Source organism: Fodinicola feengrottensis (assembly GCF_010993775.1).
In the GTDB taxonomy this organism is placed as follows: domain Bacteria; phylum Actinomycetota; class Actinomycetes; order Mycobacteriales; family HKI-0501; genus Fodinicola; species Fodinicola feengrottensis.
In genome coordinates this window covers 1-18,991 of the sequence record NZ_WOTO01000074.1, presented here as the reverse complement: position 1 = coordinate 18,991, position 18,991 = coordinate 1, and the positions used below count along the sequence as shown (strand labels likewise).

Sequence of the window (18,991 nt, the reverse complement as noted above, 5' to 3'; positions counted from 1 at the left end):
GTCCGGATGACCCATCCGGCCCAGTGGGGCGAGCGCCGCCGCGGCATGCTCGTGCAGGCCGCCCAGCTGGCTGGCCTGCCGCGGCCACAACTCATCCCGGAGCCGGTCGCCGCCGCTTCGTATTTCACCGCCGTGCTCGGCACGTCGGTGCCGGCCGGCCGCGCGCGCTGGCGATCTACGACCTCGGCGGCGGCACTTTCGACGCCACTGTCGTACGACGGACCCAGCACGGGTTCGAGGTGCTCGCCGAGCAAGGTCTCGGGGACGTGGGCGGGCTCGACTTCGACTACGCCGTGGTCAGCCATCTGGGCAGCACTTATGCGGACTCTCACGCGGAGATGTGGAAGCACCTGATCGCCCCGGAGGACGGCGCCGACCGGCGGCATCGGCGGATGCTGCTGGAGGACGTGCGGGGCGCGAAGGAGATGCTGTCGCGTACGTCGACGGCCGATATCCACCTGCCCGCCGCGCTCGAGGTCGACGCGCACGTCACCCGCGACGAGTTGGAACAGCTGATCAAGCCGTACCTGGAGCGGACTGTGCTGTGCCTGTCGCAGACCATCCAGCAGGCTCGGCTGGATCCGAAGGAACTGGTCGGCATCTTCCTGGTCGGTGGTTCCAGCCGGATCCCGATGGCCGCGCATTTGATCCACAGCTCCACCGGGGTCGCGCCGACCACCCTGGAGCAGCCTGAGACGGTGGTGGCCGAGGGCAGCCTGCGGGCCGGCGCCATTGAGGGTGACGCCGGCGCGACGCCAGTGTCCACCCCGCCGCAGATCTATCGACCGACCCAGCCGCCTCGGCCTCCGGGCCCGGGCGGGCCTGCTGGTCCCGGTCCTGGCCGGCCGTTGCCACCGCCGCCGGCCGGACTACGTCCGCCGCAGGGGTATCCGGCCCGGCCACCGCAGGGACCGGCCGGCCCACGCCAGGGGCAGTTTCCACCGCCCGGCCGCCCGCTCGGCCCGCCGCAGCCCGGCCCGGCTGGCATCCGGCCGGTCACCGGCGTCCCGGGTGTGCCGCCACGGCCACTGAACCAGCCGCCGGCCGGCCCGCCGCCGGCGCGTCCGCTGCCACCGCCGCCCCAGCCAGTTGCCCGGCCGGTTCCGCCGCCCCAGCCGATCCAGCCGCCGCCGATCCAGCAAGCGCCGCGGCCGCAGCAGATCGCGCCGACATCAGCGACGCCGGCCAGTGGCGGCAGCGGTTACCAGCCCGCACCGTCCAGTGGCGGCGGCTATCAGCCCGCGCCGCAGAGGCCGCCGATGCCGGCCCAACAGCTGCCGCCACCGCTGATGCCCTCCCTGCAGGACGAGGAGCTGCGCCCTTGGTACAAGGAGCGCATCGTGGTGATCTCGTCGATCGTCGCGGTCTGCTTCTTGATCATCTTCATCGTCGTGCTGGTCGTCTCGCAGCTGAACAACCACTAGTGGTCGCCGAGCCAATGGGCGATGGTCGAGGCCAGCCAGCGGGCGTGTGAGCGGTGGAGTTCGTGGCCGCCGCCTGGCACTTCTAGGAACTTGCCGCGCGGGATCGCGTCGGCCATCTCGCGGACCAGTGCCGGTGGGCAGAACGGGTCGTCGGTGCCCGCGATCAGGAGCGTGGGACAGGTGATCGACGATGCCTGTGACCGGCTGATATCGCCACCGGCGTCGATGATGGCGCTCATCGCCTCGGACCAGGATCTGGCCATGATCCGGGCCGGTTCCACGCCGTACGCCTCGACCAGGTAGGCAGCCAAGGTGAGAAGCGGCTCGATGGGTTTGTCAACTAGGCAGGTCAGCCCGTCCAGCAGTTCCCGCGACGCCACGATCCGCCCAGCCGCGCCCCAGGTCACCGTGGACAGCACCCGAGCCGGCCGCAGCGCCGCCATCAGCAACGCGTCCTCACCGCCGTCGCTGAATCCGACCAGGTGGGCCGCGCCCACACCGAGTTCGTCAAGGAGACCCAGCAGCGTCTGCGCATCCTGAAGGTAGTAGCCGGCCGTGTAGTGCCGCGGCTGCGGCTGAGACCTCCCGGACCCGGGCAGGTCGACGGCGACGATACGAAACCCATCCGCGAGCTCGCTCCGCAGCTGGTTGAGCTCGATGACGCTGCCACCCCACCCGGGCAGCAGGACGACCGTGTCACCGCGACCGTCGTCCTGGTAGTGAATCCGCTGCCCTTCCCGGCCATGCCAGGCCACCGCAAACCTCCGGTCGGTCAGGCCGCCGGGGCCCAGAGGGTGGCGAGGGAGTGGACGGCCAGGTCGTCGGACTGGGCCAGTTCGGTCCAGTTGGTGCCGTCGCCGGCCGCGTCCACGCTGGCAAGGTCCACGAGGCCGCCGGGCGGGCTGTCCGGGATCTCCGCGGCGTACGCGTGCGCACCAGAGGCGTCGTCGTCCACGTCCGAGCCGTCGCCGAGCAGGCTGAGATCCAGCCATGGCCCGCCGTCCGCCGGGGCGTCGATGCCCAGGTCGAGGGCCGGCGGGAAGCCTGAGGTGCCGTCGTCCAGATCGTACGGCATGTCGGTCAGCGCGCCGATCGGCGTGGCCGTGTCGTCGTCGTGGTAACCGACCAGGTCGTCATGTCCGTCGTCGCCGACAGTGACATCGGCGGGGGTGAACTCATCGTGGCCGGCGGGCGCATCGACATATGGGTCTGACCCGTCGTCGTACGACCCGTCGACCGGGACGTGGTCCTCGTACCCCGGGGTGAACTCGTCATGCCCGCCGTCCACCGGGTCGAGATGGTCGTCGGCAGGGCTCAGGTCCGCGGCGTACTCGTCGTGGTCCGCCATCTCGTCGTGCGAGTCGAAGCCCCCGTAGAGGCCATCGTCGTCGTGACCCATGTCCTCGTCCACCTCGTCACCCCCCGTCCGTGCCCTCGGCGCCAGCAACCGCGGTGCCCCGCCGGAGCTTGATCAGCGCGTCGTCCAGCGGGCCCAGCTTGGCGCGGATCTGGTCTCGCTCACCCTGGAACTCGGCCCGCTTGCGCTTGCGGGTCGCCGCGTCCTCGGCCAGCGCCCGATCGATGTCGCCGATCTGCTTGTCGAGTTCCTTGATCCGCCGGTCGATGGCCTCTTCCAGGGCCAGCGTCAGGTTGTGCTCCAGGTCCGTGAACTGGTACGACACCGCGTCGCCGAGAGACGCCCGGGCCTCACCCAGCACCTCCCGCAGCCAGACCTTGGCCTCCTGACGGTTCCCGGACACCCTTCGGCGGTAAAGCATGAACGCGGCGCTGGCGATGCCCAGGCCGATCGTCACCGGCCACGCGATGACGCCACCGACCAACGCCGTGGCGCCCAGGGCCGCGTACCTGCCAATGCCGACGCTCGACATGACGCTGGACTGGACCAGCAGCACGTTGTCCTGGCTGCCCTTCGACCTTTGCGGTTTGGTGCTGATCCGGGCCTGCAGTCGGGAATTGAGCCGGCTGAGCACCCGCTGGATCTCCTGCGGGGTGAACACCTGGCTGAGGATCCGGCCGCCGCCGACCACCCGGAACCGGCTGCATGTCCGCGGTCATCCGCAGCGCCAGCGCGTGCAGCGAGCGGTCCACGTCGTACGGCAACTGCTTGATCTGGGCCGCGCCAGCCTTGTCGATCGCGTTCATCCAGTGGTCCTGCAGGCCGCTGACCTCGGTGCGGACTCGGGCTGTGATGTCCGTACGGGACCGCTTGATCTCGCTCGACATGCTGACCTGCCAGGACCGGGTGTCCGTGCGCTTCTTGGCGCCGACTCGGCCGCGCTCCTCCTTGAGCTCGGCCAGGGTGGCCGGGTCCGGGTCGGCGGTACGGATCTTGTCACCGGCGACCTGGTCGAGCCGGATCAGCTCGGAGCGCACGGTACGCAGCACGTTCGCCCGCTTGAGCAGCTCGCCGCGGGCGGCGACCCCGTCCGACAGCGCCTTGCGCAGGAGATCGATCCGGGATTCCTCCAACAGCGCGCCGGCGGCCTCCGGCGGCAGCGTCGCGGCCACTTCGGCCAGGGCCGAGGAAACCGGGAAGAAACCGGCCTGTCCGAACCGCGGCGCGTGTGCCTGCAGCAGCTTGATGTCGTCGTCCATCACGGTGCGCCAGCCGGGGTAGATGTCCGTCTTGGTGAGCGCGAACAACACCAGGTTGACTCGCTTGCTCGCGTCGGACAGGAAGTTCAGTTCCGGCTGGGAGAACGGCGCGGACGCGTCCACCACGAACAGCAGCGCGGTGGCGTGCTCGACCGCGTCGAGGGCGATCTCGGCGTGGGCGGAGTCCAGGCCGCCGACACCGGGAGTGTCGACGATGTCGACGAACTCCAGCATCGGCGCCGGGTAGGTGATCTCGATCCGCCGCGGCGGCCGGACACCGTCCGGGAGTTGGCCGAGGACCGTACCCCAGTCGCGCAGGCTGGCGATGTCCAACGGTACCGGCATCTCGTCACCGGGCACGTACGCGCGCGCTGACGGTGTCTGGCCGTGCTTGAACTCCAGATACGCGCTGGTGGCCACCGCAGCGTCGACGGGGGACAGGTTCGGTGCCCCGATCAGGGCGTTGACCAGCGAGGACTTGCCGCGCTTGGTCTCTCCGACGATGACCACCACCGGCCGGCCCTCGTCCCGCCGACGGACCGCGTCGATGTCGGACGCGGCGTCCGGGTCGACCCGGCGGATGTGCGCCAGCCCGTTGTCGACCGCGGCGCCGACCACCTTGATCAGCGCGGCCTCGGCCTGCTGGGGATCTGGCCGGCCGGCTGGTTTGCCGGTCTGGACGGCGGGCTGGCTCACGGTTTCCTCCGGTAAACGGTCACGACGGGCAGTCTCAGGATCCGGCCCCGGTCCAGGTAACCGGGGGTTTCGACGGCGGCGATCCGGCCGTCGAGCTGGCCATCGGCGGTCTCGGTGGAGCCGCCGGCCTCGTGCCGGGACGGGTCGAACTTCTCCCCGTCCGGGCGGATCTCGGTCACGCCGATGGCCTGCAGGTCTCGTACGATGCGGTCGCCCAGCGCGTTGCTGTGGCCCGGTCCCGTACGTAGATCAACGTCTCAAGTAACTGTTCTCGATCGGCTGGCTTGCCCGCGGTGCGACTCGGCGGCGCCGACACCGGTGGCGAGCTACCACCCCGGGTGCCGGCAGCGGCGGCGACTGGGCCAACCACCGGCGTACGGCGGCGGGCCGCGGACATCACCAGTACGCAGGCGAAGCCGGTGACCAGGGTGCCCAGAAAGCCGATCACCGCGGCCGGTACGTAGAACACCGGACCGCAGGCCGCGGTCAGCGTGCCGGTTCCGGTGGTCCGGCCGGGGTCGTTGGTGAGGTTGCCGCTGGTGCCGGGCTGGTCAGTGGTGCCCTGGTCGGTGGTGCCGCCCTGACCGGTGGTGCCCCTGGTCGGTGGTGCCCCCGGTGCCGTCACCGGGCTGAAGGGACTCGCCGCCGCCCGGTTGGCCGCCGCCGGGCTTCTGGACGCCGCTCTGGCTCGGCTGTGGGGTGTCGGAGCTGGCGCAGCCACTCGCGGCCAGTCCACTGATGCCACCGGCTACCCCGGTCAGCACCCCGACCAGGACGGCCATGATGAGCGTGATCGCGGCCGCCACGATCCGAAGATTGGTGGTCGACATCGGCTCAGTAACCCCCAGTTACGCGCGGGCGGCCAGCGGGATGCGGCCCGGTCGGCCGGTGCCGTACCCGCTGGGGGACAACAGGTGAAACCCGCGGTGCGCGACATGCGCCACCCGGGCTTGGGATGGGGTCGCGCCGGCCACCGCGAACCGCCGCCAGCGGGTAGCGGCCTCCAGAGCGGCCCGCTCGAGTTCGGCGGCGCCGGCGCCGGGCATCGCGAGGATGGACTGCGGGTCCTCCGAGAGCGCCAGCCGGGTCAGTTCCTGCTCCATCTGGTCCGGCAGCTCGACCGCGCCGGTGGTGACCTGCTGTACGACGTCGAGCAGTCGGAGCTGGTGATACTCCGGCTCGGCGAGCAGCCGCTCCACGGTGTCCCGGAGCAGCTCGCGATCCCGCAGGTTCTCCGCGCGAGAGCGATCTGTTCCAGGCCGGTCAGTGCCCAGCCGGCCTTGATCGCGTCGCTGCGCCAGCGAAAGGCCCGATCCAGCACCTGCCGTACGCGTGGGAAGCCCGACGCCAGGAACAGTCGGCGGCTCAGCTCGTTGGTCGGCAGATCCGGCTCGGCCTCCAGCGCGGACAGCGAGAACCGGATGCCGTAGAGATCGAGCAGCACCAGCAGCCGCTCACGCTCTTGCTTGGATACGGGGCAGTCACGGTTGACGAAGAGGTCGACCGACGCGGTCAGTACCTGCCGGTCGATCGCGGACATGCCGGAGATCTGCCGGAGCGCCTCGCAGTCGGCCGCGGTCAGCCGGCCGGACTCGGTGGTCTCGGCGAGTAGGCCGACCAGCGGCACGACGTCGGAGACCTGCCGGCGCAGCACCTCGGCCTGGCTGGTGGCCAGCGGCCCAGCGACCGGCCACGGGTCGCCCGTACCCACCAGTTTGTCGACCTTGTTGAACAGTCCGAGCGAGTTGATCGGGTTGCTGGACAGCCGGGCGGACATTGTCCGGAAGGCCTCGAGCGCCTCCACGTCGTCCTGCCGTACGGACTGGGTGAAGACGTAGACGATGGCCTCGGCGCCGGTCAGCGCGCCGGCACTGTCCGCGTCGATGTCATCGGACAGCAGGCCTTGCGCTTCGTCGGACGAGCCGGTGTCGCCGAGCAGGAAGTCCTTGCTGCTCGCGGAGATCTGCTCGTTGGTGGAACTGAGGCCGGGCGTGTCCACCACGGTGAGGTCGCGTAGGCGCTCGCTGGACAGGGTCACGTCGATGTACGAGACCTCGGCGCGCGGCACGCCGATCTTCTGCGGGATCATCCCGTTCGAGTCCAGCGGCAGGCTGACCCGGTTGCCGTCCCGGCGGACCACGTCCACCCGGTCCGAGGTGCCGTACCGGAACTGGGTCACCAGCCGGGTGCACTCACCCACCTGGGTGGGCGCCACCCGCCGCCCGCCGATCAGGGCGTTGACCAGCGTCGACTTGCCGGCCTTGAGGCGTCCGGCAATGGCCACCCGGAGTGGCTCGCCCAGCCGCTGGCGCAGGTCGACGACGGCAGAGCGGGACTGCGGTGTCAACCGGGGGGCGACCTCCGCGCAGAGCGCGGCCACCCGGGTGCTGAGAGGTCCGGTCGCCACGGCTAGTTCTGCGACGCCGGGACGCTGCCAGCGCGGGAGGCTCGGTCCGTACGAACCGAGCTGGTATCAACAACGTTGTACGGCATACCGCCAGAGCCTCTCGACGAAAGTGGATCTCACTGTGGTGCGGGTGGGATACGGATACGACCTTAGAACTATCCTTCTCGGGCACCATCCCATGTTCGTGCCACCCGGGGGGAGGTAGGTGACCGGCGTGCCGACCACACCACAGCCCGTAACCATGCCTACCGCTCCTGAGCAGCCCGGACTCGTCGTGGTGACGGGCGCTCCAGGCGTCGGACGGACGGACGACCCTCTTGACCTCGCTGGCGTCCGCCGCCGCCGGGACGGTGTTCCGGGGCGGCGGGCTGGCCAGCCTACGGCATGTGCCGGGGGTCGCTCTGAGCCGCGCGATCCGGGCCCGGCTGCCGGAGTCCGACGTGGACCTGGCCGTGGAGGCCGTGAGAGCGCGGGTCAAGGACGGTCTGCTCGTGCTGGACGACCTCCAGTGGGCCGACGGCCTCACGCTGGCGGTGCTACCAAGGCTGACCGAGCACGTACGGGTGCTGGCCGCCTTGCGGACGCCGAACAACCTGCCCGCCGAAGTCTTCAGAGCGTTGCGGGCGGCCGCACGGGCGTGGGTGACCGTCCCGCCGCTCACCGACGAGGCGGCGTCGGGGTTGGCGGAGAAGACCGCGCCGGAGCTGTCGGCGGCCGCGATCGCCGCGGTGGTCGAGCGAGCCGGCGGGATGCCGCTGGCGGTCCAGGTGCTGGCCCGGCGGGCCGTACGGGCCGGCGGCAACCTCTCCCAAACCGAGCTCGGCCGGTCCGCGCCCTCCCGGGCCGACGACTTGGAGCGGGCCATCGCCGACGCGGTCGCCCAACTCCGCCGCCCGGCCCGTACCGCGATCGCGGCCCTGGGCCTGCTCGGCCGGCCGGAGCTGGCGAGCCGGCTGGGACCCGGCGTCGGCGAGCTCGTAGAGGCCGGCTTAGCCGTCCAGGAAGGCACGGTCACTCAAGAAGGCGCGGTCGCCCAGGACGGCATGATGGTAGCTCCGGTGGCGCCTTGCGTCGCCGAGATCGCCGCCGGTATCTTGCCCGCGGCGGACCGCGCTGCTCTGCACGCCCGGCTGGCGCAATTCTGTGCACCGGCCGAGTCGGCTCGGCACTACGCCGCTGCCGGTGCTGCTCAGAGCGCCTTCGACCAAGCGGTGGTGGCCGCCGGTCAGGCCACCACCGACGGGGAACGAGCGGCCAGTCTGCTGCTGGCGGCCGGGCTGACCGGTGTCGACGTGCCACCTCGGGTACGACTGGACGCGGTGGCTGCTGCGCTTGCTGTTGGGCGCTACCACGCGGCCGTACGAGCGCTGGAGAGCCTGCCCGAGACCAACCTGACGACTCCGGCGTTGCGCGCTGAACAAGGCGTCCTGAAGGCGGAGGCCTTTCTTCAGGCCGGCGACCCGGCGGCCGCGCTGGCCGCTACCGAGGTGTTCCGGAACGCCCTCGGAGAGACCGCCGGGCTGCCGGTCGACCTGCTCGCGGACCTGCACAGGGTCCGCATCCTCGCGGCCGTCGGGGTGGGCGATGCCGTCGCGGTCGGCACCGCCACCGCGGCCGCGCACGCCCATTTCGGCGATGCCACCGCCCATCCGCCGGCGGTGGCCGCCGCGCTGGCGATCGCCGCCGCGACTGGCCGGGAGGCCGGCTGGGCGGCGGCGCTGGACGCGGCCGCGAAGGCTTGCGAGGTGGCCGGGCGGACCGCGGATGAGCGGTGGTGCCGGTGGGTGCTGGCCGAGACGCTGGCCGCCGACGGCGACACCAGCGAGGCTGGCCCGGCCGCGAAAGCCGGCGCCCAGCGGTGTGCGGTTGACGGCGCGTACAGCTGGGAGTCCCGGTTCGTCGCGCTGGGGCTGTGGGTGTCGGCGTTGCGCGGCGAGGCGCTGGACGACGTGGTACGTCGGGCCACCGACCTGCTGGATCGTTCGCTGCCCGGGCGCGCGCGGGCGTACGCACTGGCCGCTGGATGTTTGGCGGCGGCGGACTCGGGCGCTCTCGGACTGGCCCGTGGCCGGCTGTCTGGCGGGTTGCCCGAAGGCATGGTGGTCAGCGGAGTGCCGGCGGAGGCGCTCGCGTGGGTGGGCCAGGAAGTCGCCTGGCTGGACGGAGTGGTGGAGCCCTCCGGCGACCAGGAGGCCGCCGCGATCCGGCAGTCCGCCCTGCTGCTGGGCCTCGCCGAGATCACCGAACACTGGACCGCGTACGAGCGAGCCGCCGGCGCGGTCGGTGCGCACGCCAAGGACACCGGCCGCCTCGCCACCGCGCTGCAGCCGCCGGCCGAGGCGGCCGCCGCGACCTTGCGGGCGTGGAACCGGGCGGCCGGCGGCTGGCCGTCGTCGTCGGAGTTCAACCAGGCTGCGAGCGCCTGGCACCAGCGGGTGGTCCGGGAGGAGATCCGGGCGCTGCTGGGGGTGATGGTCGCTCCCGACCCGCCGGACGCGGCCGTACCAGCCCTGCTGGCCGCCGAGATCGCGGCCGAGACGGCTGGCCTGGTGGTGTTGCTGGGGCGGGTCCGCAAGGCCCTTCGCCGCTATGTCGCGCATGGCCGGGTCGCACAGCGCAACCTGGACGAACGTCCCCGGCTCGGCCCGCGCAGCAGTCCGCTTTCGGCCCGCGAGACCGAGGTGCTGCAGCTGGTCGCTCAGGGCGAGTCGACCCGCCGGATCGCTACCCGGCTGGGACTGTCCCGGGAGACCGTGGAGACGCACGTACGGTCCGGCATGCGCAAGCTCGGCGCCCGTACCCGCACCGAGGCGGCCGCGCCGCGCTGGTCGCCGCCGAACTGGGTGACGAGCGGCCATGACGCAACCGCTACACGTGGTGGAGACCCAGTCGGCCGCGGCCGGCGTGCTGCGCCGGCTCACCAAGCAGGGCTGGACAGTCGGTACGGGCTTCGTGATGCCGCCCGAGCCGTGGGACCTGACTCGCAAGAAGCTGGTCTTTTCCGGCCCGGTTGAGGACTCCGACGACGTCGGCGCGGTCGTACTGGCCGCCGCCCGGGGCGTTGGCGTGGTCGCCATCGTCGATCCGCGCAGTACCACCGGCCGGGCCCTGCTCGACGACCTGCGCCGGGTTGGCCCGGTCGGCGACGCGCCCACCGAGGACGACACGCCGTCCGTGCCCGGCCTCACCGTCGAGGAGTGCGCTCTGCTGGACCGCCTCGCCGACGGTGAGTCGATCGCCGCCGCCGCCGAGGCCGAGTTCCTGTCCCCCTGCGTACGGCCAACCGCCGGATCGCGCACACCCGCAAGGTCTTCAACGTGGCCAGCACCGCGCCGCCGTCGTCGAATACGTCCGCCGCCGCGACTGAACACCCCTACTAACCGGACGTTTTAGCTGTCGACACGCGGCGAACCACAGCGAAAACGTCCGGTTCGCGATGGGGTGGGGCGGGGACGGTGAGTAGCGATGGCAAGATTTCGGCGATGGGCTACCCGGACACGCAGACTGCTCTCCAACGCGCGGACGAGCTGGAAGCCGACGTGGTGTCGGCCTGGCCGCGGGCGTGGCGGGACCTGGACCTGGTACGGCTGGAGGACTCCGGTCACTGGCCGAAATGGTGCCTGCTGCCGATCGCTCGCGGGGCTGCCCGGGTGGTGGCGCAGCCAGCGGCCGACTTCGATGGCCGCAACGCCCCGCCGCCTCCGGTTGGCGCGGTAGCCGCGTACTACTCCTGGCGGTTCGCTCGCACGGTGTACACGCTGGAACCGCGGCTGGTCGACCAGCTCTGGACCTCGGCGCGGGCCGACCTGCCCACGCTCGACCGGTTCATGAACCTGCCCGAGTGGTGCGTGCACGTCACCGGCCTGCGTGAGCACCTCGGCGCTGACGCCGCGTACGCCCACCTCGAGTACAACTTCCGCAGTGACCGACCGGAGCTGCGGCTGCTGATCGACTTCGGCCAGGGCGGCCTGGAGCGGCTGCTCCCGGTGACCGTACGGCTGGACGAGGTGTCGCTGGCGTCCGCGCTCGCCGACTATGGCGAGGTCGCGAGTGCGGTGGGTACGGTGAGCCCCAGCTTCGAACGGACCATGTCCGGGCTGCTCTCGGTGATCGACTTCATCGCCTCGCCGGACGCCCGGCTGACCAACGGCGACCAGTCCGGCCGGCGGCCCGAGCGCACCGGCCGGCCGATCAGGCCCCGGACCACCTGGTATGTCTCGGAGGCCGGCAGCGTGCCACCGGTCAGTGCTGGGTACGTACCCCCGGCTCCATCGGTGTCAGCACCGAACAGCGATGCCGCTCCGGCGGCGGGGGGGCGGCTTTTTTCCGCGGACGAAAACAAGCGCGATAACCGCGCCGAGGGCGAACAGTGCGGCGCACACCATCATCGCCGTCCGGAAGCCGCCGTTGAGCGCTCCCGCGTTCTGGTAAGAGGCGCCGGACAACCCGACGACCAGCGGCAACGCGGCCACGGCCAACAACCCGCCGGCCCGCGAAACGGCGTTGTTGACCCCGCTGGCAACGCCCGAGTAGCGGTCCGCGACCACCGCCAGCACGGTCGAGGTCAGCGGTGGCACGACCGTGGTCATGCCCAAGCCCATCAGCGTCACGGCCGGCAGCACGTCCCAGACGTACGAGGCGCCGGGGCCGATCCGGAGCATCAGCAGCACCGCGGCGGCGCCCATCAGCGGCCCGGCGACCAGCGGGATCCGTGGTCCGATCTTCTGCGCGAGGGAGCCGGACAGGGACGAGAAAGCGAGCATCACCACGGTCATCGGCAACAGCGAGACGCCCGCTTGCAATGCGGAGAACCGGGCCACCACCTGCAACTGCAGGACCAGGAAGAAGAACACCCCGGACAGGCCGGCGTAGACGAACAGCGTGACCACGTTGATCGCGGAGAACTGCGCGGAGGCGAACACCTGCGGCGGCAGCATCGGATGGCGTTCGCGGTGTTCCACCCAGACGAAACCGGCGAGCGCCGCCACCCCCATGACGGCGGCCGCCCAGACGGCTACCGTTCCCGCTTGCCCCGGTGCCTCCACCAGCGCGTACGTGACGCCGCCCAGCCCAATCGCGCCGAGCAACGCGCCGCCGACGTCGAACCGGCCGCCAGCGCCTGGTTCGACCTCGTCGGCGCGGCTTTCCGGCACCCACCGAAGGGTCGCGAAGATGACCAACGCGGCGAGCGGCACGTTCAGGTAGAAGGCGAACCGCCACGACCAGGTGTCGACCAGGTAGCCGCCGATGAACGGCCCGATCGCGCCGGCGACCCCGCCCAGGCCCGCCCAGGCGCCGATCGCCTTGGCCCGCTCCTCCGGCACGAAGGACGACTGGATCAGCGAGAGCGAGCCGGGCGTGAGCAGGGCCGCGCCGATGCCCTGCAGGGCCCGTCCGGCGATCAGCAGGGGCACCGATGGGGCGATGCCGCACAGCATGGACGAGAGCGTGAACCAGACGACCCCGATCAGGAAGACTTTCCGTCGGCCATACCGGTCGCCCAACACCCCCCGCCGATCAGCACCAGGGCGGCCAGCGTCAGCGTGTACGCGTTGATCGTCCACTGGAGATCGGCCAGACTGGCGGTCAGGTCGTGGCCGATCCGGGGGAGTGCCACGTTGACGATCGTGCTGTCCAGGAAGGCCATGCCGGACGCGAGCACGGTGGCCAACAGCACACCGCGACCGGCGCGGTCAGACAGGCGCAGCGAGGTCATGGCGACAGCTTGGCAGGTGGGGTTGCGCGTACGCGCATGAACCCGTCACGCCGGAACATGACCTTGAGGATATATTTCCCCTAGAGTATATTTTGGTCGTGCCGACAACAATCGACGTACTCGCCGAGCCCAGCCGGCGACGCATCCTGGATCTGCTGCTGGAGCGTCCGCGCTCGGTGAACGAGCTGGTGGACCAGCTGGGGCTGACCCAGCCGGGGACCTCCAAGCACCTGAAGGTGCTCCGCGACTCCGGGTTCGTACGGGTGCGGCAGGAGGCCCAACGCCGTTGGTACGAGCTTCGTCCGGAGCCGCTGCAGGAGATCGACGCGTGGCTGTCGCCGTACCGGCGGCTCTGGTCGGACCGCCTGGACGCCCTCGAGCAGCACCTTGACGCCATGCCCGACGGGGATGAGCCTGCTTAACGGCTCCAGGGACGGTCGGATTCCGGCACGTCGGCGGGACTCGCCGGGTGACCGCGCTCGGCGCTCCACCGGCGCGCTTGGGCCGCGCGCGCGCTTGGGGCCGCGTGTCCTCGGTGGACAGGTCGTCAGTACGCCGACCGAAGGACCAGCGGTGTCCCAGTGGGTCGATGACCTGCGCGTACCGGTCGCCCCAGAAGGTGTCGAGCGGCTTCATCGCCGGCTCCGCGCCGGCCTCGACAGCCCGGTCGAAGGTGCCGTCCACGTCGGTGACGAAGATGTGCAGCATGACCGGGGTGCCGCCGATCGATTCCGGAGCCAGCATCCCCATGTCCGGGAACTCCTCAACCAACAGCAGTCGGCCGCCGGCCACCAACAGCTCGCAGTGCCAGATCCGGCCGTCCGGGCCGGACTGGCGCTGCAGCTCGTCCGCCCCCCGAAAGCGCGCTGGTAGAACGCGACCGCCTCGGCGACGCTGCGCACGCACGACCAGGTGCGGGGTGACGCCGGGGAACTCCTCCGGCGCGAGGTCGGCGGCGCGGTCATCCGGCGTGCCTTTCGGTGTGGTCCGTACGGGTCTCCAACGCCCTGATGCCACGGGACTCGGCCGCCGCGACCAGCACGGACAGCCGGCCGGCTTCTTCGGCGGCGGCTTCCCGGCCGCGGTCCGTGAGTCGGTATGACCGGCGCCGCTCGCCGCGCGACGGTCGTACGAGTCGCCGTCGATATGCCCGGAGTCGTTGGTGTCCTCGATCTCCACGATCAGCCCGTCTACCCGCATCCGCTGCAGCGACCGGTAGAGCGTGCCCGTGCCCGGGCCCAGCCGGATCAGGCCGCCGGTCAAGGCCTCCACGTCCGACATCAGCGCGTACCCGTGCTGCTCGCCGCCAGCGAGGGCGAGCAGCAGGGCGAAGATCGCCGGCGTCATCCCCGGCCCACGTGGGTCAGTTGTTCTGTTGGGAGACCTCGCCGATGACGAAGTCGTTCCCGTCCGGGTCGGTGACCTTCACCCACGTGCTCCACGGCTCCTTGAACGGCCCTTCGACCGGCACCCCGGCGGCCTTGAGTTCGTCATACGTCTTCTGGGCATCGTCGCACAGCAGGGTGAAGGTGGAGCTCTTGCCGAGGAAGTGTTCGAAGCCGTCCTGGACCGGGAACAGGTTGATCCGGTCGCCGGCCGGGGTGGCCACCTCGATCCAGCGTCGGCCCGGGCTCATCTCCGCGTCGGTGTGCGGAGTGAAGCCGAGCTTGTCGACGAAGAAGTCGCGGGCGACCTCCTGGTCGGAGACGTAGTGGACATGCACGCCAATGCTCGTGATCATTTGTCGCTCCTAGAACCATCGTGGATACTATCGCATGCGGATACTATCCGAGATGGATAACACTTACCAGCGCTTCGTCGGGTCAGGGAAGGGTGAGGATGACCGGGCCGTCCTTGGTGATGGCGATGGAGTGCTCGAAGTGGGCCGCGCGGCTGCGGTCCGAGGTGTGTAGCGCCCAGCCGTCCGGGGCCATCGTGTAGTCGTCGACGCCACCGGCGATGAACATCGGCTCGATCGCGAAGGCCTGCCCGACCTGCAGACGCAGACCGCGGCCGACGCGGCCTTCGTTGGCGATGAACGGGTCCTCATGCATCTCCCGGCCGATCCCGTGACCGCCGAAGTTGGAGGGGATGCCGTAGCCGGCGGACCGGCCGACCTGCCCAATCGCGTGTGGATGTCCCCGAGCCGGCCGCCGGCCACCGCGGCCTCGATGCCGGCCGCGAGGCCGCGCTCGGTGGTGGCCAGCAGTTCGGCGTCGCCGGGTCGGGGCGTACCGACCAGGAAGCTGATCGCGGCGTCACCGGTCCAGCCGTTGAGGGTCGCGCCGCAGTCGATGCTGACGAGGTCACCGTCGGCCAGCCGGTAGTGGCCGGGGATGCCGTGCACGATGGCGTCGTTGACAGACGCGCAGATGACCCCGGAGAAGGGCGTCGGCGCCCACTGCGGGTGGTAGTTCAGGAACGGCGAGGTGGCGCCGGCGTCCTTGATGACGGCATGGGCGACCTCGTCCAACTCCTTCAGGCTGACGCCGATGCTGGCCGCCTCCCGGGCCGCGGCCAGCGCGTTGGCCACCACCCGGCCGGCCTCGCGCATCGCCGCCAACTCAGCCTCGGTCTTCTGCTCGACCACGTCGCCGCACTCCTTCTACCCGTCACCACTGGACCCAATACTATACCGGTATTAGTATCACGGTCATGGTTCGCGCACCCCTCACCCGGCTCGACTGGCAGCGCGGCGAGCGGTTGGGAGCGCTGCTCCGGCAAGCTCGCGGAGACCGCAGTATGCCGGAGGTCGCGGCGGCCGCCGGGCTGTCCGCCGAAACACTCCGCAAGATCGAGACCGGCCGGGTGCCGACACCGGCGTTCTTCACCGTGGCCGCGCTGGCGACCGCCCTGGACATCCCGCTGGACACCCTCGCCGAGCACTGCGCCGAGCCCGCACCCGTACGACAGGTTCCGGCCTAAAGTGAGGGCCAGGCGAGCAGGTCACGTACCACCTGACCGTCGCCCTCGACTTTTAGCCGATCCGCTGGAATCCTGAGATGCAGAGCCAAAAGCAGGTCGCTCGCCGAACCGCTGAGCGTCATCTTCGCGGACTCGTGATCGTCGGTGGTGATCGCTGAGCCCGTCGCGGTTAGGCCGACCTGCCAGGACGGGCCTTGCGTCGTACGAACAGCAACCCGCGTCGGCTCATGCGGCCATTCGCCGGCCGAGCCGTACGAGACCTCCAGGAACTCGGCCACCAGATCGACCGCGTCCGGGATCGGCTCCGGCTTGCCGATGGTCTCCTGGGCGTCGTACGCGTGCACCGCGGCTTCGACGACTTGATGGCGGGCTATCGCGCCGGCCGTCAACGGAGCGGCCTCGGCCGGCCACCAGGACCAGCAGGGCTGGTCCGGTTCGGCCGTACTGAGCGCCGCGACGAGCAGCTCGGTGGACTCTGCGGACCACTCGACGAGGTCGCCGTGAGGCTCACGGCGGTCCACCGCGTCCTCCGTGGGGCGCCTGTCGCTCGTACCCTGCTGGACCACCACAGCCCAGAATCGCTGCACTTGGCCCAGATGATCGACCAGGTTGCGCAGTGACCAGTCGGGACAGCCCGGCACTCTCGCCTGCAGGTCGGGTGCTGCCGCGACCGCCTGTCGCAGCGCTGTTGACCTGGCTCGAATCTCGGACAGATGCACGTGTTTAGCCTTCCTGGGACATCGCGGGGGCGAACCGGGGGACGGAGACCAGGGTGGCGAGTACGCCGCCGGCGACGACGCCGCCCAGAGGCCAGCCGCGGCGCCCACGTGGTCGGCGAGATAACCGGCGACGGCCGAGCCGGTGGCGTAGCCGACCGAGAACGCCGTCACCACCCAGGCGAAGGCCTCGGTGACCGTACCCGGCGGCGCGAGCTGATCCACCAGGATGAATGCGCAGGCCAGTACCGGCGGCAGGAACAGGCCGCTGAGGACCGCCAGAGGCAGGCCGATCCAGACGTTCGGGGTCAGCGCCAGTGGCAGGAAGCCCAGCGCCAGGCAGCCAGCGAGGAGGCGCAACCGAGCGGACGGATCCCGGCCGGCCGGGACCGCCGTATAGACCAGGCCGCCGATCAGGGCGCCGAGGCCGTTCGCGGTGACCAGCCAACCGGCGGCCGGCCGTACGCCGGCCTGCTCGGCGAAGGCAGTGACCGCGACGGTGAAGGTGCCGACCGCGCCGCCGGCGAACACCAGCATGACCAGCAGCCGCGCGAGCCGGCCCGACCGGAGCGCGCGCGGCCCAGTGCCGCTCGCCCGGCGCGCCTCGCCACCGCCGCGCCGGACCCGCGGTGGCGAACCAGGCCGCACCGACCAGGCCGACCGCGGCGGCGACCAGGATCCCCGCCGTACCACCGAAAACCGAGACCGAGGCGACCACGACCAGTGGGCCCCCGACGAACAGCAACTCCTGGGCGGCTGCGTCGAGTGAGTACGCGGCGTGCACGGCTCGCTGGTCCGGGAGCAGCAGCGACCAAAGGGCACGCAGGCACGGCTCCAGCGGCGGTGTCGCGGCCCCAGCGAGCACCACCACCAGCGCGATCGCGACGATGGGCTGGCCGGCGAGATCGATGAATGCCAACGCCCCGAACGCGATCGCCGCCACGAACGCGGCCCCGACCAGCACCGGCGGCTGCCGCGTACGGTCGTCGACCAGCCGCGCCAGCACCGGACCACCGATCGCCTGTCCGACCGCGAAACCGCCAGCCAGCAGCCCGGCGAGGGTGTAGTCAGCGCCTCGGTAGCGGGCCAGCAGCACCAACGCGAGCGCGCGGCGGTTCCGGTCGGCAGCCGCCCGATCAGGTCGGCCGCCAGCAGCCGCGGCACCCCGGCCGTACGCAGCACATCCCGGATGGGCCGGGTATTGCGTACAACCGCTGTCAGCACGTCGTACGGCCAGGCTCAACGAAATTCACAGAGGAAACCTAACAGTGCCGCCCAACGTCCCGGGTTGGCCGCGATGCCTCATCTCGGCCAACCCTCGGGCGAACGGGAAACCTACTTCTTGTTGGAGAAGTCGTACTGCTGGTAGAGCGTGGCCGCGTTGGCCGGCGTGACCGCCTCGATGGACAGGGTGGTCTTCTTCTCGACCTTCTTGCCGGTCATCAGCGCCTCGACGGTGTCAGCGGCTTCCTTGGCGCAGGTCGGGTAGATGAAGGTGCCGGACAGCTGGCCGAGCTGGACCGCGCGGATGCCGCCGTCCGGGATCGCGAGGCCGTCGGTGCCGATGAACTTGATGGACTTCTGCTTGCCGGCGGACGCGGCCGCCAGGTACGCGCCGAGCGCCATCGGGTCGTTCTGCCCGTACACCAGGTCGACCTTCAGGCCCTGGGCCAGCCACTGGTTGGTGATCGTGGTGGCGTTGTCCTTGAGCCACTTGGCTTCCCGGTTGGCGAGGATCTTGACCTTCGGGTTGCTCTTGATGCCGTCCCGGAAGCCGCGGTCGCGGTCGATCTGCGGCTGGTCGGACAGGATGCCCTGCAGCTCCACCACATTGCCGCCGTTGGGCAGCAGTTGCGCGGCCAGCTGACCGGCCTTCTGCCCGGCGGCGAAGTTGTCGCCGCCGATGAACGCGGAGTAGCAGTCGGAGTTGACCGAACGGTCCAGCACGATCACCGGGATCTTCGCCGCGCAGGCCTGCTGGACGGCCGCCGCGAGCGGGGCCGGCTCGTTCGGCGAGATGATCAGCGCGTTCACCTTCTGCTGGATGAACTGCTGCACCTGCGACACCTGCCGGCCGGAGTCTTGTGCCGCGTCCGCGATCGGCAGCAGCTTCAGGTTCGGATACTGCTTGATGTAGTGCTCCAGCTGCAGGTTCAGCTGGGCCCGGTACGGCTCGGCGTTGTTCGACTGGGAATAGCCGACGACGAACTGCTGCCCGGCGCCGTTGCTGGCGGGTGCGCCACTGCTGCCCGTGGTGGACGCACAACCGGCCACGAGCACGAGGGCGGTCGCCGCGACGGCGAGGCGACCGATGCTGATACGGATCACGACTTTCTCCCAGTGTTCTTGCCGCCCGACGGACCGGGCGCCGCTGTGGAAACCGCGGCGGTGGCTAGCTCCCCGCCCACCGCGGCGAATGTTCGCCGGATGAAGCCGGCGAAGCTGGTGATCAGGTCCGGCCCGCTGCAGCACGACCGCGACGACGTTGTCC

21 protein-coding genes and 3 pseudogenes are annotated in these 18,991 nt (G+C 70.8%); 5 read left to right on the top strand and 19 right to left on the bottom strand.

Annotation, left to right across the window (positions count from 1 at the left end; translation table 11 throughout):
* Positions 1 to 23: 23 nt before the first annotated feature.
* Positions 24 to 1,424 carry an Hsp70 family protein gene (locus GNX96_RS42820; protein WP_163573259.1) on the top strand — a complete coding sequence of 467 codons (1,401 nt, stop codon included), beginning with the start codon at positions 24 to 26 and terminating at the stop codon, positions 1,422 to 1,424.
* On the opposite strand, the gene GNX96_RS42815 is transcribed toward GNX96_RS42820, so the two are convergent.
* Genes GNX96_RS42815 through GNX96_RS42780 form a run of 9 tightly spaced genes read right to left on the bottom strand, consistent with a single transcriptional unit; the run spans position 1,421 to position 7,143 of the window.
* Positions 1,421 to 2,179 (bottom strand): alpha/beta fold hydrolase, encoded by a 759-nt coding sequence (locus tag GNX96_RS42815; RefSeq protein WP_279583012.1) that lies wholly within the window; start codon positions 2,177 to 2,179, stop codon positions 1,421 to 1,423. The two genes, GNX96_RS42820 and GNX96_RS42815, sit on opposite strands and share 4 nt — an antisense overlap.
* 17 nt (positions 2,180 to 2,196) lie before the next feature.
* Entirely contained in the window at positions 2,197 to 2,835 is a 639-nt protein-coding gene (locus GNX96_RS42810; RefSeq protein ID WP_163573258.1) for a hypothetical protein, read from the bottom strand.
* Positions 2,836 to 2,839: 4 nt separating this feature from the next.
* Complete coding sequence (locus GNX96_RS42805; RefSeq protein WP_279583011.1) at positions 2,840 to 3,142, bottom strand: hypothetical protein; 303 nt, start codon at positions 3,140 to 3,142, stop codon at positions 2,840 to 2,842.
* Positions 3,132 to 4,736: a dynamin family protein gene (locus GNX96_RS42800; RefSeq protein WP_163573256.1), complete on the bottom strand. Its 1,605-nt coding sequence runs from the start codon at positions 4,734 to 4,736 to the stop codon at positions 3,132 to 3,134. Before GNX96_RS42800 ends, GNX96_RS42805 begins: the two co-directional genes overlap by 11 nt.
* Positions 4,733 to 4,915: a nucleotide exchange factor GrpE gene (gene grpE, locus GNX96_RS42795; RefSeq protein ID WP_163573255.1), complete on the bottom strand. Its 183-nt coding sequence runs from the start codon at positions 4,913 to 4,915 to the stop codon at positions 4,733 to 4,735. Before grpE ends, GNX96_RS42800 begins: the two co-directional genes overlap by 4 nt.
* Positions 4,912 to 5,361: a hypothetical protein gene (locus GNX96_RS42790; protein ID WP_163573254.1), complete on the bottom strand. Its 450-nt coding sequence runs from the start codon at positions 5,359 to 5,361 to the stop codon at positions 4,912 to 4,914. The genes grpE and GNX96_RS42790 overlap by 4 nt, the downstream gene beginning before the upstream one ends.
* Positions 5,288 to 5,566 (bottom strand): hypothetical protein, encoded by a 279-nt coding sequence (locus GNX96_RS42785; RefSeq protein WP_163573253.1) that lies wholly within the window; start codon positions 5,564 to 5,566, stop codon positions 5,288 to 5,290. Before GNX96_RS42785 ends, GNX96_RS42790 begins: the two co-directional genes overlap by 74 nt.
* Before the next feature lie 18 nt (positions 5,567 to 5,584).
* The gene (locus GNX96_RS59605; protein ID WP_279583010.1) at positions 5,585 to 5,839 is read right to left on the bottom strand and encodes a hypothetical protein; all 255 of its coding nucleotides are present in this window, start codon (positions 5,837 to 5,839) and stop codon (positions 5,585 to 5,587) included.
* On the bottom strand, positions 5,824 to 7,143 hold the full coding sequence (locus GNX96_RS42780) for a dynamin family protein (protein WP_279583009.1): 1,320 nt from the start codon (positions 7,141 to 7,143) through the stop codon (positions 5,824 to 5,826). The genes GNX96_RS59605 and GNX96_RS42780 overlap by 16 nt, the downstream gene beginning before the upstream one ends.
* A 317-nt stretch (positions 7,144 to 7,460) precedes the next feature.
* On the opposite strand from GNX96_RS42780, the gene GNX96_RS42775 reads away from it, so the two are divergent.
* Together GNX96_RS42775 and GNX96_RS42770 are read left to right on the top strand one after the other, a co-directional pair.
* Complete coding sequence (locus GNX96_RS42775; protein ID WP_163573252.1) at positions 7,461 to 10,157, top strand: helix-turn-helix transcriptional regulator; 2,697 nt, start codon at positions 7,461 to 7,463, stop codon at positions 10,155 to 10,157.
* Positions 10,099 to 10,536 carry a hypothetical protein gene (locus GNX96_RS42770; RefSeq protein WP_279583008.1) on the top strand — a complete coding sequence of 146 codons (438 nt, stop codon included), beginning with the start codon at positions 10,099 to 10,101 and terminating at the stop codon, positions 10,534 to 10,536. Before GNX96_RS42775 ends, GNX96_RS42770 begins: the two co-directional genes overlap by 59 nt.
* Here the strand turns inward: GNX96_RS42770 and GNX96_RS42765 are convergent.
* From GNX96_RS42765 to GNX96_RS59600, 4 genes are all read right to left on the bottom strand, one after another.
* Positions 10,533 to 11,045, bottom strand: a complete 513-nt coding sequence (locus GNX96_RS42765; RefSeq protein ID WP_163573251.1) for a hypothetical protein — start codon at positions 11,043 to 11,045, stop codon at positions 10,533 to 10,535. The two genes, GNX96_RS42770 and GNX96_RS42765, sit on opposite strands and share 4 nt — an antisense overlap.
* A gap of 131 nt (positions 11,046 to 11,176) precedes the next feature.
* On the bottom strand, positions 11,177 to 11,350 hold the full coding sequence (locus tag GNX96_RS42760) for a hypothetical protein (RefSeq protein ID WP_163573250.1): 174 nt from the start codon (positions 11,348 to 11,350) through the stop codon (positions 11,177 to 11,179).
* 70 nt (positions 11,351 to 11,420) lie between these two features.
* Complete coding sequence (locus tag GNX96_RS42755) at positions 11,421 to 12,647, bottom strand: MFS transporter (protein ID WP_279583007.1); 1,227 nt, start codon at positions 12,645 to 12,647, stop codon at positions 11,421 to 11,423.
* On the bottom strand, positions 12,611 to 12,859 hold the full coding sequence (locus GNX96_RS59600) for a hypothetical protein (RefSeq protein WP_279583006.1): 249 nt from the start codon (positions 12,857 to 12,859) through the stop codon (positions 12,611 to 12,613). The genes GNX96_RS42755 and GNX96_RS59600 overlap by 37 nt, the downstream gene beginning before the upstream one ends.
* Positions 12,860 to 12,957: 98 nt before the next feature.
* On the opposite strand from GNX96_RS59600, the gene GNX96_RS42750 reads away from it, so the two are divergent.
* Positions 12,958 to 13,281, top strand: coding sequence for an ArsR/SmtB family transcription factor (locus tag GNX96_RS42750; protein ID WP_163573249.1), 324 nt, complete (start codon positions 12,958 to 12,960; stop codon positions 13,279 to 13,281).
* A gap of 151 nt (positions 13,282 to 13,432) precedes the next feature.
* On the opposite strand, the pseudogene GNX96_RS66420 reads toward GNX96_RS42750, so the two are convergent.
* The 3 genes and pseudogenes from GNX96_RS66420 to map form a co-directional block, all read right to left on the bottom strand.
* Positions 13,433 to 14,206, bottom strand: a pseudogene (locus tag GNX96_RS66420) (helix-turn-helix transcriptional regulator); the annotation flags it as partial.
* A gap of 16 nt (positions 14,207 to 14,222) precedes the next feature.
* Positions 14,223 to 14,600, bottom strand: a complete 378-nt coding sequence (locus tag GNX96_RS42735) for a VOC family protein (RefSeq protein WP_163573247.1) — start codon at positions 14,598 to 14,600, stop codon at positions 14,223 to 14,225.
* An 82-nt stretch (positions 14,601 to 14,682) separates the two neighbouring features.
* Positions 14,683 to 15,449: pseudogene (gene map, locus GNX96_RS42730) on the bottom strand (type I methionyl aminopeptidase).
* Positions 15,450 to 15,514: 65 nt separating this feature from the next.
* Between map and GNX96_RS42725 the strand changes: the two are divergent.
* The gene (locus tag GNX96_RS42725) at positions 15,515 to 15,784 is read left to right on the top strand and encodes a helix-turn-helix domain-containing protein (protein ID WP_163573246.1); all 270 of its coding nucleotides are present in this window, start codon (positions 15,515 to 15,517) and stop codon (positions 15,782 to 15,784) included.
* Here the strand turns inward: GNX96_RS42725 and GNX96_RS42720 are convergent.
* The 3 genes and pseudogenes from GNX96_RS42720 to GNX96_RS42710 all read right to left on the bottom strand — a co-directional run.
* Positions 15,781 to 17,037 (bottom strand): MFS transporter, encoded by a 1,257-nt coding sequence (locus GNX96_RS42720; RefSeq protein ID WP_163573245.1) that lies wholly within the window; start codon positions 17,035 to 17,037, stop codon positions 15,781 to 15,783. The genes GNX96_RS42725 and GNX96_RS42720 overlap by 4 nt on opposite strands.
* Positions 17,038 to 17,125: 88 nt before the next feature.
* Positions 17,126 to 17,596, bottom strand: a pseudogene (locus GNX96_RS66415) (MFS transporter); the annotation flags it as partial.
* 239 nt (positions 17,597 to 17,835) lie between these two features.
* Positions 17,836 to 18,991 (bottom strand): substrate-binding domain-containing protein (locus GNX96_RS42710; RefSeq protein WP_279583003.1); only part of this gene is annotated, 1,156 nt, incomplete at its 5' end.